The sequence below is a fragment of the Johannesbaptistia floridana genome (assembly GCF_057440575.1).
In genome coordinates, this window is the sequence record NZ_JALKVM010000042.1 from 14706 (window position 1) to 30087 (window position 15382).

General features: G+C 33.9%; 14 protein-coding genes. 8 read left to right on the top strand and 6 right to left on the bottom strand.

Features of this window, described 5'->3' with window-relative positions:
- Positions 1–49 precede the first annotated feature (49 nt).
- From MW688_RS03115 to MW688_RS03130, 4 genes are all read right to left on the bottom strand, one after another.
- Positions 50–841, bottom strand: coding sequence for a hypothetical protein (locus MW688_RS03115; RefSeq protein ID WP_486734454.1), 792 nt, complete (start codon positions 839–841; stop codon positions 50–52).
- Positions 842–893: 52 nt separating this feature from the next.
- A complete protein-coding gene (locus MW688_RS03120) occupies positions 894–1484 on the bottom strand; it encodes a KilA-N domain-containing protein (protein WP_486734455.1) in 591 nt (196 codons plus the stop codon).
- Between the two features lie 605 nt (positions 1485–2089).
- The gene (locus MW688_RS03125; protein ID WP_486734456.1) at positions 2090–2512 is read right to left on the bottom strand and encodes a tellurite resistance TerB family protein; all 423 of its coding nucleotides are present in this window, start codon (positions 2510–2512) and stop codon (positions 2090–2092) included.
- Between the two features lie 71 nt (positions 2513–2583).
- On the bottom strand, positions 2584–3162 hold the full coding sequence (locus MW688_RS03130; RefSeq protein WP_486734457.1) for a thioredoxin family protein: 579 nt from the start codon (positions 3160–3162) through the stop codon (positions 2584–2586).
- Positions 3163–3498: 336 nt separating this feature from the next.
- Here MW688_RS03130 and MW688_RS03135 point away from each other — a divergent pair, with 336 nt between their 5' ends.
- The 7 genes from MW688_RS03135 (at position 3499) to MW688_RS03165 (ending at position 9328) form a co-directional block, all read left to right on the top strand.
- Positions 3499–3960, top strand: coding sequence for an RRXRR domain-containing protein (locus tag MW688_RS03135; RefSeq protein WP_486734458.1), 462 nt, complete (start codon positions 3499–3501; stop codon positions 3958–3960).
- 193 nt (positions 3961–4153) lie between these two features.
- A complete protein-coding gene (locus MW688_RS03140) occupies positions 4154–4927 on the top strand; it encodes an ABC transporter permease (RefSeq protein ID WP_486734459.1) in 774 nt (257 codons plus the stop codon).
- A gap of 68 nt (positions 4928–4995) precedes the next feature.
- Positions 4996–6330, top strand: a complete 1335-nt coding sequence (locus MW688_RS03145; protein WP_486734460.1) for a GAF domain-containing sensor histidine kinase — start codon at positions 4996–4998, stop codon at positions 6328–6330.
- Positions 6331–6482: 152 nt separating this feature from the next.
- On the top strand, positions 6483–7520 hold the full coding sequence (glpX, locus tag MW688_RS03150) for a class II fructose-bisphosphatase (protein WP_486734461.1): 1038 nt from the start codon (positions 6483–6485) through the stop codon (positions 7518–7520).
- Positions 7521–7757: 237 nt separating this feature from the next.
- Positions 7758–9047 (top strand): glutamyl-tRNA reductase, encoded by a 1290-nt coding sequence (locus MW688_RS03155; protein WP_486734462.1) that lies wholly within the window; start codon positions 7758–7760, stop codon positions 9045–9047.
- A 44-nt stretch (positions 9048–9091) separates the two neighbouring features.
- On the top strand, positions 9092–9181 hold the full coding sequence (petN, locus tag MW688_RS03160; protein WP_486734463.1) for a cytochrome b6-f complex subunit PetN: 90 nt from the start codon (positions 9092–9094) through the stop codon (positions 9179–9181).
- A 3-nt stretch (positions 9182–9184) separates the two neighbouring features.
- Complete coding sequence (locus tag MW688_RS03165) at positions 9185–9328, top strand: hypothetical protein (RefSeq protein ID WP_486734464.1); 144 nt, start codon at positions 9185–9187, stop codon at positions 9326–9328.
- Positions 9329–9463: 135 nt separating this feature from the next.
- Here MW688_RS03165 and MW688_RS03170 read toward each other — a convergent pair whose 3' ends face one another.
- Together MW688_RS03170 and MW688_RS03175 are read right to left on the bottom strand one after the other, a co-directional pair.
- Entirely contained in the window at positions 9464–12109 is a 2646-nt protein-coding gene (locus tag MW688_RS03170) for a pentapeptide repeat-containing protein (RefSeq protein WP_486734465.1), read from the bottom strand.
- Between the two features lie 65 nt (positions 12110–12174).
- A complete protein-coding gene (locus tag MW688_RS03175; RefSeq protein ID WP_486734466.1) occupies positions 12175–14412 on the bottom strand; it encodes a DUF1822 family protein in 2238 nt (745 codons plus the stop codon).
- Between the two features lie 268 nt (positions 14413–14680).
- Between MW688_RS03175 and MW688_RS03180 the strand changes: the two genes are divergently transcribed.
- Entirely contained in the window at positions 14681–14977 is a 297-nt protein-coding gene (locus MW688_RS03180; protein WP_486734467.1) for a hypothetical protein, read from the top strand.
- The last annotated feature ends 405 nt before the right edge of the window (positions 14978–15382 follow it).

Sequence of the window (15382 nt, forward strand, 5' to 3'; positions counted from 1 at the left end):
AAATCCGGGGCAAAAGATGATCACGCAGCATTTGTAGTTAATAATTAACTCAAACTAGATCCGCAGTTATTGTATAATTCCCTATGGTATTAGTATTTAAACTTTCTACAGATATAAGGTAATTAATATTAGCATCTACAGTACCAGTTAATTGAGAAGTCCCGATATCGATAACTTCACCACTATCAGCATTAAGTAGCATAAGTACCGGATCAAAACTTGATTCCTCTACTTGAATTAAAAACTCATCCCCTGTAGACAGACCTAGATCATTGGGGTCTACTCTATATTCATCGTAGTAATATCTTTCCGAATCATCACCGCAGCAATACTGTAAATCATTTATAGTTAATGAACCGCTTTCTCTCAAGAGATTGTCGCTATCACCATCGCTATCACCATCGCTACCGCTACCACTACCGCTACCACTACCGCTACCTCCGTCGCTATCTTCTAAGTTTAAAAGTACTGTATATCCAATATCAACTATTTCAAAATTTTCATCAGTACTTAACTCAATAAAATAATTACCAGCTTGAAGCTCTTGGTTAAATAATTCAAATGATGATTCGTTTACCAATGTAGTTAACTGTAACTTATCTCCAATATTCTCAGTAGTATCGAACTCACCATCTCCATTTTCATCCTCTCCAAATTGAAAGAAAACTTGACCTATGCTATCGAAATCAGTAAACCCATTTATAATCAGCGTTGAATCTTCATCTAAAGTAAAACTGTAAACATCTTGATCTCCACTTTCTGTTGTACTTATTAGAAAGCTACTTAGTTGAATATCTTCGTTTAAAACTCCCAATTGTTCTGGGTTTATTCTATCGCTCATTTTTCTATAGTCTCCTAACTTAAGCTACATTGTGTATAAAAATATGTTACAATCACAAATCATCTCTAGCTTCACAGCGCTCTTCATCTTCGGGACAGTCATCATCATCACTATCACCAGGAGAAACTTGAGCTTGGGCCTTTTGATTCAGAGCCAAAGCTGTAACTACTGGTACTGCCCAACCCGCGGCTACAACGCCTCTTCTTGTCCAAAGCCTTTGCTGTTGTCTATTTTTGTTTTCAGCAGTAATAACTTGACGAATTCTAGCTAATTCTAAATTATCAGCAAAATTCACCAAAGCCCATTTATAGCAATTTTCACTGATGAAATCACTATATCTAACTACTAACTCAGGAGTTCCCCAAATATTTACATTATCTGAATTGTTTGAATCTTCCCTGATTTCTAGTATTCCCGGAATTTCTGTAATCAGATTATTCTGTAAAAATTCTATATTTCCAGCGCCAGCAATGTTTCTTAACAGTTGCTGCGTCTTCGTTAAACGTAACCATGATTGAGGTTTTTGACTAATGATGCCACTATGTTCTCTCCAGCAATCATCTAAATTTATTAAACTTTTAGCATAATCACATCTAATTTTGGGATTACCTTGAGAGAATGATTCTCGTAAGTAAAAACTCATGAATATTCATTTGGGAATTAAGTTACATTGCAAATTATATCTATATAAATACGTGTATGTCAATTATGACTTGAAATTTTTATAATTTCTTTAATTTACATAGTTGAAAAGTATAAGTAAAAACTATATCGCCGATATTTTTATCCAAACTAATAAATTACATATATAAAAGTAATAGAGATAGCTGTATTACATCTTCGGCAATTTAAATGTTACTTAGTTCGGCTGAAAAATTAAATCATTGGCATAAGTAGGTCGGCAAAATTTAAGTGTACAATAATCAAGTTATTAGAATTAGCCGCACCGAGCTTCGCTCGGATCTCTTCGAGATCGCTATCTACAGGCTTGATTATAGCAATTCACAATTCATAGGTTTTTTAACATTTATTTATACCGACCTACTTAACAACAAGGCAGTCTCCATGAAAAAGATTTTTCACTATCAAGAATAAAAATTATTGCTTGAGGCAGCTATGCTGAAGGCAGACTGTAGACCAAGAGTGGATTGAGTAATAACCTCACTTTTACCTCTTACCGCTTACATGAATGCCTCTTGCTATTTTGAAGTTACTTAAAGAAAATGTAACTTTAATAACAGTTTACCTTTAAACTTGATTCTCGATAGCTTGGCGATAGAGTTTTTGGATATTTTTCAAGAATTTATCAAATCCTAAATGGTGATGGTTACTATTTGGCTCTGAGTTTTGTAAATATGTCAATAACTTAGCTTCCTCTGTAGCTACTTGATTATCGCTATATATAATCGTACTGAGAGATTCAACCAATTCTTGATATTCTTCTTCCGTTGGATTAGAGCCTAAGTATTCTTCTAACCATTCATAACACTGTTGGGAGTTGACTGATTTAACTTCTGAGAGTAACAGTTTAATTTCTCGATCTTCACTTAACTCATATTTTTTGGCCATTTTGTGTAAATAGTTTCTTTCTTCTACTTGAATTTTGCCATCTACCCAGGCTGCCGCAAAAAGTATTTTAAACAACAATTTAGTTTTATCTGTTTGTATCATAATTGATATTTTCCTGATTTTGTCATGAGATAGCTTCTAACTTAAACAAAGCTAGATTAGTATATAATTATTTAGCTATAATCTGGCTCATTGCCAGGTTTCCACTTAATATTACATCCTATACTTGGTTTTTGCTCTGAATTTACTGCCTTATCTGCTAATACTGCATCTATTGCTTCCCGCAAATCTTTACCATTGACTGGTAAATCATTACTGGGGCGACTATCATCTAATTGACCACGATACACTAACTCAAAATCTCCGTTAAAAAGAAAGAAATCTGGTGTACAAGCCGCTGTATAAGCTTTGGCTACTTCTTGTGTTTCGTCGTAGGCAACGGGAAAATTAAACTCTAACCTGTTAGCCATTTCTTGAAGTTTCTCCGGGGAATCATCGGGATATTTTTCTACATCATTGGCACTAATTGCTAAGATACCTAAATCTTGCCCCTGATAATCATGGCCTATTTTCCCTATTTCTTTTTCTATATGTTTAACAAATGGACAATGACAACACATAAAGATCACTAAAAAAGCTTTTTTTCCGGTAAAATGATTTAAATTAATTTTTTCCTGAGAAATTACGTCTATTAATTCAAAATTAGGAGCTTTAGTTCCTAATTCTAGCATCGTTGAAGGAGTAAGTACCATATAGTGATTTTAACAGTAATTATGTTACTGTTTAATTATACGTCTTCCCTTGAATAATTGAGTTGATATAAATAAATATACGTAAACTGTCAACATCCCACCACGATCATCGGTACTCCGATGATCGTGGGGGCTTGCAAAAGCCTATAGTTGACCAGTCTTAGTTCTAATCAAACTACGTTTTTAAAGCCATCACACCTACAAATACTTCGCCAGTTTGTAGCACTGTGGTTAACAGTTAAACATCTGTATTTGGGCTAAAGAAGTGCTGTTAACTCGACAAACTTTAAAAACATTGACGAGGCGACCTTTACCCTAGAAATAGGAGTTTTACTTATGCGAGTTTTTGTGTTAGATTCCAATAAAAAGCCATTAAATCCCAGCCATCCTGGTAGAGCTAGAAAGTTACTCAATCAAGGGAAAGCAAGCGTATTTAAACGTTATCCATTTACCATTATCCTTAAGGAGGAAAAACCATTACACACAAACAATAATTTAAAGGCTAACGAAAAATGCTATAAATACAAGAGAACTAAACGAAATTTACCTAAAACTCATTGGTTAGATGCTGCTTGTGTAGGCAAATCAACACCGACTAAAATTAATATCGAAGTTAATAAACCTTTGATTATTACAGCTACGGGTAGAGGTGTACGCCAAATGGTTAGAATTAACAAATATGGTTTTCCTCGAACTTCTGCAAAATTAACACAAAAACAATTTTTTGGATTTCAAACAGAAGATCTTGTCAAAGCTCTTGTAACTAAAGTTTACGAAAACAGGAACTTATGTCGGTAGAGTTGCGGTCAGAAAAACAGGTAGTTTTAACATTAAAACTGCTAACCAAACAGTTCAAGGTATTAGCCACAAATACTGTAAACCTATTCACAAGGCGGATGGATATAACTATGCAACATAAATTATGTCCCTCATTTCCTCTCATCGCTAACCTGATGAGAGGTTTAGCGAGAGTCTCCAGGAGGGCGGAAAGATGAATTTGAAGAGAATTTGGGTAATTGCTAGTAATGGTTTTCAAGAGGTTATTCGCGATCGCCTCTTCTATTTGGTTGGCTTTTTCTCTATACTCTTGGCAGTCTCTCTGCGTCTCCTCCCCGAAATTTCCGTGGGCACTGATGAAAAAATCTTTCTTGACTTGGGTATCGGTGCCATTGAATTCCTGAGTGTGATTGTAGCTATTTTCGTCGGCACTAATTTGATTAACAAGGAAATAGATAAAAGAACTGTCCTCGTCTTGATTGCTAAACCTATCAGTCGTACTGAGTTTATTTTAGGTAAACATTTGGGCCTAATTGCTGTTTTAGCGGTTTTAATCAGCGTTATGTCTTTAGTTTATTTCAGCTTACTTAGTTGGGCCCAAATCTCTTACTCTTTTACTAGTCTTGTTATCTCTCTAATCTATATTTTACTCCAGTTAGCTTTGATCACTGCTGTAGCTATCGCTTTTGGTGTCTTCACTAGCTCCATCTTAGCAACTTTGTTAAGTCTTGGTATCTATCTAATGGGACAAATTAGTCAAGATATTTTAGAATTAGGAAAACTCAGCGAAAATCCTACTCTAGAAAACTTGACTAAGTTTATTTATCTATTTTTACCGGATTTATCTCGTTTAAATCTTAAAAACGAAGCTGTTTATAATATTCTCCCTAGTGCTGCTGAATTATTCGATAATGCAGTTTATGCTTTATGTTATACGATTTTTTTACTAGTTTTTGCTATTTTAGTTTTTTCTCGAAAAGAATTTTAAATAATTTTTATTTTAAAACTTGGCTTAATTACTAAATAGCTATAAGTAAAAATTAAGGAAATGTTAAAATGTTGAAAAAAGATAGGAATTCTCATGTATACTGTCAAAATTATAAATTTGGCGAAAACGACTTTTCACCAGAATTAGATTTGTCTATTGTTAATGAAAATGTCAATGAAAATTATCAAAAATTGTTAATAAATATTATTAAAGCAACAGTTAATACAGAAAATTTAGATGATTTACTTCAGGAAATAGTTAACTCAGTAACTAATGTATTGAAACTAGATAACTGTTTTATTTTACATTTGAATATAGAAGAAAAAAAAGTAGATATTTATGTAAACGGTGATTTTTCGCCAGAAAAAGAAAAAAAAGTAGAATTATGCACTATACTAGCAGAAAAATTTGAAAATACTCTATTAGAGGGGGAACCTCTAGTGTTTTTGAAGCCAGAACAAATAAAATTAGCGGCAATAGAAAATCGCTGGAAACAAAATTGGAACCCTTTGGTAATTTATCCAATAAAATTTCAAGAAAATTATTTAGGAGTGATAGCTATAAGCGATTCTCAAGAAAAAGATTATCATTACAAGGAATTAACATTAGTAGAAAGTATCGCGAATCAATGTGCGATCGCCATAAATCAAAATAATATAAAACAAAAGTTAGATTCACTACCTAACCAACAAGAAACAGAAACAACCAACAAGAGAAAATTAGAATATCTCTCTCACATGAATCATGAACTGAGAGCTCCCCTAAGTGCAATTTTAGGATTAGCAAGAATGCTAAATGAACAAATATATGGAACACTTAATCAAAAGCAAAATCAATATATTCAAGCAATAATAGCTTCAGGAGAACATCTATTAGAATTAATTAATGATTTCTTAGACTTATCAAAAATAGACGCAGAAAAAGAAGAATTATATTTAGAAAAAATTTTAGTAGAAGAAATATGTCAATCCTCATTGTTAATAGTAGAAGAAAAAGCAGAGCGTAAACAAATATCACTTTGTTTAGATATAGAAAAAGACATTAGTTTCTGTGTAGTAGACCAAATGCGCTTTAAACAAATACTAGTTAATCTTCTTTCTAATGCAGTTAAGTTTACAGAAACAGGCAGTGTAAGGTTGCAGGTAACTCATAGTAATCCAGGATTAGCTTTTAAGGTGATAGATACCGGAATTGGAATTAGTCTCGAAAATCAAACAAAACTATTTCAACCCTTCTCTCAAATACCTAATCATCTGAATCGTCAACAAAAGGGCACTGGATTAGGATTAGTATTGTCTCGCAAACTAGCTCAGCTTCATGGAGGTGATTTAACAGTCACATCCACCGAAGGCAAAGGAAGTTGTTTTACCGTACATTTACCAATAATTAACTTAGAAGAATGATTGGATACCACACAAAGAAAATTAGTCTTAACAAAACTTAATGTAAACTTAACTAAGACAATAGCTCAAGGGGATCCCCTACTCTGATAGACTTTTGAGTGGAGAGGTAGATAAAACAATAATAAAAATACTCGCAAACGGAGGAAAATTAAGTGGAAAGTACCCTCGGCTTAGAAATTATAGAAGTTGTAGAGCAAGCGGCGATCGCCTCATCTAAATGGATGGGAAAAGGAGAAAAAAACACTGCTGACTTAGTGGCAGTAGAAGCGATGCGAGCCAGACTCAATAAGATTCACATGCGCGGCCGCATTGTCATCGGAGAAGGAGAAAGAGATGATGCTCCTATGTTATATATTGGAGAAGAAGTAGGTATTTGTACTCAAGAGAATGCAGGGGCCTATTGTAACCCAGAAGAACTAATCGAAATAGACATAGCAGTAGACCCTTGTGAAGGAACTAACCTGGTAGCCTACGGACAAAACGGCTCAATGGCAGTACTAGCAATCTCAGAAAAAGGTGGTTTATTCCAAGCACCTGACTTCTACATGAAAAAACTAGCAGCCCCAGCAGTGGCGAAAAATCATGTAGATATCAACAAAAGTGCCACAGATAACTTAAAAATCCTCTCAGACTGCATGGATCGTTCTATAGAAGAATTAGTAGTAGTAGTGATGGATCGTCCCCGTCACAAAGAACTAATTCAAGAAATCCGCGAAGCAGGAGCAAGAGTAAGACTAATTACTGATGGAGATGTGAGCGCCGCTATCTCCTGTGCCTTTGCAGGAACTAATATTCACGCTCTCATGGGCATAGGAGCAGCACCAGAAGGCGTAATCAGTGCCGCAGCTATGCGTTGCCTCGGTGGTCACTTCCAAGGACAACTTATCTATGATCCAGCGATAGTCAAAACTGGTTTAATTGGAGAAAGCAAAGAAGGTAACTTGGAACGACTCAAAGAAATGGGAATTCAAGACCCAGATCGCGTATACAATGCTGAAGAATTAGCCTCCGGTGAAACAGTCCTATTTGCAGCCTGTGGAATTACTCCAGGTACCCTCATGGAAGGAGTACGCTTTTTCCACGGAGGTGCTAGAACTCAAAGCCTAGTTATTTCTAGCCAGTCTAAAACCGCACGTTTCGTTGATACAGTACACATGTTTGAACAACCCAAAAGCTTACAACTAAGATAGTTGTAGTAATATAGAAGGGCGATTGAATTCGCCCCTTCTTGGGTGATTCTTTCTTGGGATTGAAAATCTAGGCTGCTTTCGGCGGTAAAAAAAGATTACAAAATATGAATTTATGATGCAAATAGTTGTTTTAGAATGTCAAAAAGGTCTAAATTGCAAAGGTTAGATCTTTTTTTAAGAATCATTTTGATAATTGACCCAAATAACAACCAGAAATAATAAAGAGTGGGAGAATATATGAATATTGCCGTTGTGGGTTTAAGTCATAAAACAGCATCCGTAGAAATTAGGGAAAAATTGAGTATTCCTGAAGTAAAAATTGAAGAGGCGATCGCTCATCTGAAAACCTATCCTCACATTCAAGAAGTAAGTATCATTAGTACTTGTAATCGGCTTGAAATCTATGCTATCACCAAAGAAACAAAACAAGGAGTAGTAGAAATAAGCCAATTCCTCTCAGAAATAGGCCAAATTCCCTTTCAAGAACTACGTAGACACTTGTTTGTTTTGCTACATCAAGATGCCGTAAGACATCTAATGCGGGTAGCCGCAGGATTAGAAAGTTTAGTACTAGGTGAAGGCCAAATACTCGCTCAAGTAAAAACAGCTCATAAACTATCACAAAAATACAAAGGTATAGGACAATTATTAGACCGCCTCTTTAAACAAGCTATAACCGCAGGAAAAAGAGTACGCAGTGAAACTAATATAGGTACGGGAGCTGTGTCTATAAGTTCGGCGGCGGTAGAATTAGCAGATAATAAAGCTAGAAATTTAAGCGCCGCAAAAGTAACTATTATCGGCGCCGGGAAAATGTCACGCCTATTAGTTCAGCATCTTCTCTCTAAAGGGGTGAGCGATATTACCATAGTTAATCGCTCCCAAAAACGAGTTAAAGAATTACAAGAAAAATTCCCTCAAGCTGAACTAAAAACTCGTCTTTTATCAGAAATGTTGACCACTATAGCTGAATCGGATATCGTTTTTACAAGCACCGGAGCAAATCAACCAATTGTGAATAAGGAACAATTAGTCAGTATCTTAACGGTAGAACAGTCTTTGATGCTTATAGATATTTCTGTACCTCGAAATGTAGATGCAGATGTTCAAGAAATTGTGCAAGTTGAATCCTATAATGTAGATGACCTCAAAGCAGTAGTAGCCGCAAATCATCAACAAAGACGTCAAATGGCACAGGAAGCAGAAGCATTACTAGAAGAAGAAGTTGACGCTTTTAAAGTATGGTGCCAATCATTAGAAACTGTACCCACAATTAGTAGCTTACGCAGTAAAATAGAAAGCATTCGAGAACAAGAATTGCAAAAAGCTCTATCTCGTCTTGGGGCAGAATTTGGGGAAAAACATCAAGAAGTGATTGAAGCCCTAACTAGAGGTATAGTCAATAAGATTCTTCATGAACCTATGGTACAGTTACGAGCACAACAAGATTTAGAAGCCCGTCGTCTTTGCTTAGAATCCCTAGAGATGTTATTTGATTTGGAGATTAATAGACAACAGTACAGCTAATTAGATTATGATAGTCTATGTAGTTATTCAATGATTGAGCAAATATGGATATTTTGACTTTGGGTTGGGTTGGTTTACTAGTTCTGTTTACTTGGTCTATTACTATGGTTGTATGGGCACGTAATGGTTTCTAAATCATGGAAACAGTTTCTGTTCTTAATTTACTTTTTTTAATAGCTATAGTGCTACTAGTAACCGTTAGTGGAGGTGTACTCTACTTGACAGCAGTTGAATGGCGCGATCGCCGTCGTCGCGATCGCGATAAGCGCCAGAAAAAGTAATTAACAACTGTTTGACCCCAAAAATAAGGTGACAAGCCCACCCCTTGAGGCTTATGTAATTCTGAATTCATTTGACATTCTCTCCCCGCTTAATTCTAGAATTAAGCGGGGATAGGGACAGTTAAAAAATAAAAATCAAATGATCTCAGCAGGGTTTTGGCAAATAATTGGAAGCCAACTAATGCCGGGTAAATTTTCTTCAAATCCGCTATCCCTTTCAATATTTTCTCTTGCTTTACGAACAGAAAGATATAAAGAGTTGCTCTTTCCATATTCAATAATAAAGCTTTTAAAAAAATATTGTGCTACTTGGTCTGGAATAGATTCTTTCATGACAACCACTTGTGGAATATGCAAATCCTGTAGTTGTTTAGCAATTCCGAGACCATCACAAGAATTAAAAATTGCTAATTCTAAGCCTCTTGCGATCATTTTTTGTAAGGATGGCTTGAGAGAATCAATTTCAATTTCTTGCTGAGGATTTATACGAATACGACCAGTTAGGGTATGTGAGTGGTTGCCTTTTTGGTTATTTTGGGTGTAGCTATGTCCAGAAAAGCAGAGAATATCCCAACCTGTTTGATCTAAAAGAAGATTATTAAGTTTTTCAACCGATATTTCCGATTCAATAGTTATATTATCAGGCTTTTTCCAATATTTTTGCAAAATTTCTTGATCTGCTTGGATATTAATTCCTGTACTATCGCCTAAAATCATTAGTACTCTTTTGTCAGATCTGCCAGAGGGTATATTTTCTGGTCTGTCATAAAAAGGTAAACTTAAAGCAACCTCAGAGATCTCATAAGATCTAAGAAAACTCCACAAATGCCAAGGAATCTTCCTAACCCACTCATTTTCAGAGACAATAATAACTTTAACTTGCTCTGAAGGATCAAGTTTGTTAAGGAGATTTTCTCGAATATTTTTAAAAGCATCTTCTTCCAGCCATTGGTTTAACTGTATTGCATAATTTTTAACTTCTTCCTTTGCTGAAATAAATGATACATTTGTAGGTATAGCTGGATCAAATTTTCCTCTTATAGACATGTTAGACGGTCTCTGGTCAAAAGATCCTGGATTTATTGGTTTATTGGTGAATAAATCCAAAAGACTTTCATAGTTGGATTTCCAATTTTCATAAGAATTTATTAACTCTTGTTTAGGTTTTAATCCTCCAGGTATTTGGATAGGATAACGGTAGTCCTTTGTCCAAATTTGTGCGATAACATAAGGAAAGCCTTGGTTAAAATCCCCGTTAAAATTTAAAAGAACTAAATTGCTAGGAGTTTGCTCAAGATTGGCGATCGCCTCTACTTCTTCTTGATTAGGAGTTTTGAGAAAATCTTTCCAATCTACTCCCGCCCAAGTAATTAATTTAACTGTGTCAAAAATTTCTCTAAAGAGTTTGGCAAAGCCTCCAGGAGGAAAATTTCCTTGACTCGGATGACGCTCACTATAGCGCTTATTAGTCGGACTTTCTTGCTCAGCAAGATAAATCCATTGACAATCAATACCTTCTAATATGGTTTGGGAATTAATATTCCAAGAATCTAGACAAGCTCCCGTTAAACTCCCATTGGTAAAATCGGTTTCAATAGCCTGCACTCCAGTTAAATTCGCATTATTTAAATTAGCATGTTCTAATTTTGCCTTATTTAGATTGGCTAATTTTAAGTTAGAATTTCCTAAATTAGCAAAGCTGAGATCTGTATCTCTTAGATTAGTATTTCCTAAATTAGCTGATTCTAAATTTGCGTTTTTTAAGTTGGCACCAGATAAGTCTTTGTTTTCGTAAGATTGATTATTTCCTTGACCAGTTATTAACAGGTTTCTAACTGCCAAATCTAATAAAAGGCTGTTATCTAACCGGGCAAAATCTACATTTTTTGTCTGTTGCCAACAAGTGCGAGTTAATATCGCCTTGCGCAAGTCAATACCTCTCAAATTAGTATTAGCTAAATCAGCCTCAGTTAAATTAGCACTATGAAAACTAGTTCCTTTAATTGAAGAAATAAAAATAATAATTGGTCGAATCCAAGCATCTCGCTTATCGCCTTTGAGGGTGCGCCATAAAGAGAGAGTACTCATAATTATTAATATTACGAAAAAAGCCCCTGGTCCAATTATGGCCAGAACATTCCCTGAAAAGGCATAAGTAGCCCAAGCCGCAGGAATTGCCAATATAAATGACACGATGAGAGGTATAATTCCACCCTTCTCTCCGAAAATAGCAATTGCACTAACAATAGCTAATACATTTAGAAGTGCAAAAGTTTCAGTGCCTAGAGTCAACATAGCGACAATTAAAGTACCAAAGAACACTCCACTTCCATCAAAACTACCAACATAACCTCCAAGAATTCCGCCAGCTATTATTCCTGAAACCATAGCTGATACAAGATTTCGACTAAATGCAACCACTAGCCAAATTATACCTATAATTACAAAACCAATCCCTCCAACGAATTTGGTTGTTTCGTCATCTACGAAGTAGCCATAAGAAAACCATGCAAAAACTGCTGTACCAACAGAAGCAATGGCGGAAATTACATATAAACTAATTACTAAACTAAAAGCTGAGCTTTTCTTTAGTCCTAATTTGGCCCCAGTCAGTAATGTCTTTTCTAGGTTGGTATTAGTAAAATTAGTACCTTGAAGATTTGCTTCGGTAAAATCAGATCCTGATAAATCTTGTCCTTCTAAAGACTCACCGCTTAAATTGACTTTTTGAAAATTTCGTTCTCCGGCTCGATATTTTGCTAATAGTTCTTTAGCATTCATAAGATTACTTCCTATCTTGTCAATATTGTAGTTTTTTGAAATTTTGTTTTAACTGATATTCCCCATTAGAGAATAAACTTTTCTTCATAAACTATTTCCCCCAGTTCTAGCTTTATGGTGAAAGACTTACCAAAATTCTCGACAAAGCCTAATTGAATAATATTATCTGCTTCTCTAGCGATCGCTTGTGCTGAATCAGATTCAAGTATCACTAATAGCTTTAATCCTTCTGGTAAGTACTGTACTTCCGAAGAAGTTGATTTATCATTATATTTAGATTGTTCTGATAAAGGTTGGACTTGAACTAGAACGTGTTGTTCATCTGGTTTTTCTTGATTTAGCTCGATTACTAAAACTACACTTTCTCTAGTTAAGGGCAATACAAAATCAATTTTCTTGAGTCCTTGTACATTTTGTGGGGACTTAGATCTTCCCAGGTAAAATTGTAGTTCATTTACTTGTAAAAATTCTTCTAAATTAGACCAACCATTTTCAAAAATATCTTGTAAAAAATTACCAATTTTAGTAAGTTTTCTTGGTGATAGAGGAAAAGGGATACTAATTTCTTCTACATCAGTCACATCAACATTAGGTATAATTTCAGTTGGTTTTTTATCTGTTTGTAGAGAAAAATGGTTGCAAATTTCTTCTACGCTAATCAACTCAAAATTAGGGATAATCTCAGTATCAGCACGTTTTTCTAAAGATTTAAGGCGAGAAAACACTATCGGATAACTTTCCAAGTATAGAGTAATAGTATTATCTTCTACCACGGCATTATAAAATGCAATACCAGCATTTCCTCGGTTTTGGAGCTCTTTTTTAATATTTATAATTTCTGATAAATTATTTTCTAAGCTTTGAATATTTTTATTTCTTGTAGCTAGTTTTACAATAAAGTTAACCTTTTTTGTGTTCCTTTCTTTTAGATAAATATCTAATTTATCAGAATCATATTGACGAATATTTTCTTCTCCTTTATCACAGCCAATAGTATCAAAAAATTGTTGAATTTTATCTAAAATTTCCTGGCCTCTGGATTGATCATTATTTACTAATGAATAAATCACTATATTTTCTCTTACCTCAATAATAAATAAATTTTCAATTTGGGTTGAAGATTTATTTTGTATCGATTGTAATTTGATAAATATTTCTTGGTTGTTATCATCAGTAATGTCTATAATCTTAAGTTCAGTTTCTTTTTCTATTAGACAATAGAATTTTTTCTTTTGATTAGCTGTAGTTTCTTTTCTCATAGTTGTTTCTTTTCTTTTTCCAGTGATTTGGTTATTAATTGGTTGACTGTTAATAAGGGAAGATATTGACTCTATCTGCTCCAAATATTCTAATTTAGTTTGTTCTAGACTATAGAGTGAATTTTTACTAGATAATATTATTACTTTAAGAATAGAAATACTCTCACAGGTATCCTTTAAAACTTGAAAAAAATTATGATCAAAGGTGTCTGTCAAGTCTATTTCTCTAGCTTTAGTAATACTACTCCCGGCAAGTGCCTTTAAAAAATGGACTAAAAAATAAAAAGATTTTTTAATTAGATTCGGTTCAGTTATTTTATCCTCTAATTCTTTTTTAATACTTCCTCCTAAATATAATAAATCATCATCAAACTTAGTTAAAGGTATATGTTGTTTGACTTTAACTTTTATTAATTCATTTACAAAATCGTTAACTGATAAATGTTGATATTTTCTGATTCCAGAATTAAAACAGTACTCTTTTAACTTGGTAATGTCAGCCTCATTAAAATCAAAAGGATAAAAATAAGGAGAACAGAAAAAAGAAGGAAATAATTCACTAGAACGATCATTTATATCCTTAAAAAAATTAATTTGAGCATGATAGTAGTGAATATAAGCTAATTCAAAAAATGAATATACTAAAAAATTATGATATTCTATTTTATGAAATCTTCTAGTTTCTGGATTACTTTTATCTATTGCTAGATAAAGTTTATTTATCGCATTGTCAACTTTCTGAAATTTTTTAAAATCAATATTTCCCGAATTACACAAGTAAGCGTAACATTTAAAATCTCTACCTGTTTTAATTGGTTCAATAAGTTGTTTAGAGATTGTACTATTGTCTTTATATCCAAATAACCAAGCAATATGTTCATTGTTAGTTATTTCTCTTGCTTCAGCCTTTTCTTCAGGTTTTTCTTGAAAATTTGTTACTTCTTTTTCTGATGCTTTTCTTCTATAAAAAAATGCCCAAAAACGTAAATAATATAATAAAGAATAATTCTGGTTAAATAATCTTAACAAATTCAAATCGTTCATAATCTACCTCTGTATTGAGTTAAATATTCCCCTAGTCCACGCAAATCGCTTCTACAGAATATTTTTATAAACATTGCTGATTATAGACTATCACTAAAGTAATGGTCGCTGAATTGAAATTCAACTTGATTTTTCCCTACAAAGTCAGTCTTGAATAGTGAAAGATATTGATATATGGAAACTGAATAAATTGGGGAACAAGAGAAACCAAATGTTTATTCTTCAATTTACTTTAGTACATACTACAATTATACAATGAGAAAAGAAAATGAAAAAAACAACAATTCTTCTTAGTACACTCGCCATTGGGTCAATTTTTTCTGTCAGTAAACCTGTCAATGCCAATCCTAATCTAGATCCACAAACAGTCATAAACATTTGTCAGCAGTATTCTCGCAACTACTACGAATATCAAGTATGTTTACATGAAGGAGCAATGATGCTACAACAACAACAACACCCTATTCCACCAGTAATCACTCTTCCAAACCCTCCTAATCCTCCAAGACCAGAACCAGGGTTTGATCCATGTGATAACCCGCTAGTTCCCACTTCTTTATGTTGAGAAATCGACGTTAATTGGTAGAACCAAATCAATTACCTAATTTCAGTAGATGGAAAACTTGGGTCTTGCGTATTTAGTATGCCTCCTTATTCAAGTTGAAAATTATGGTTCTACCGAGTGAACTATGCTGAATCTTCAAAAACTGAGACAGGGCAAGAATTTAAGTTTTTGATAGATGTCTTGAGCTGAATTACTTGCCCTGTCTCACTTATATCCATTTAAACCTTGTTTTTAGCATAATTTAGTCTGTAGAACCATTATTTGAGTAATGAGTAATGAGTCTTGAAGTAATGAGTAATTATTTGAGTAATGAGTTAAAGAATTAATGCTCAACGCTTAAAAATTGGTTGACCTCATATCTTCCACCAGAACTTATGTACTAATTTTTAAGGAAAAATGTTCTTT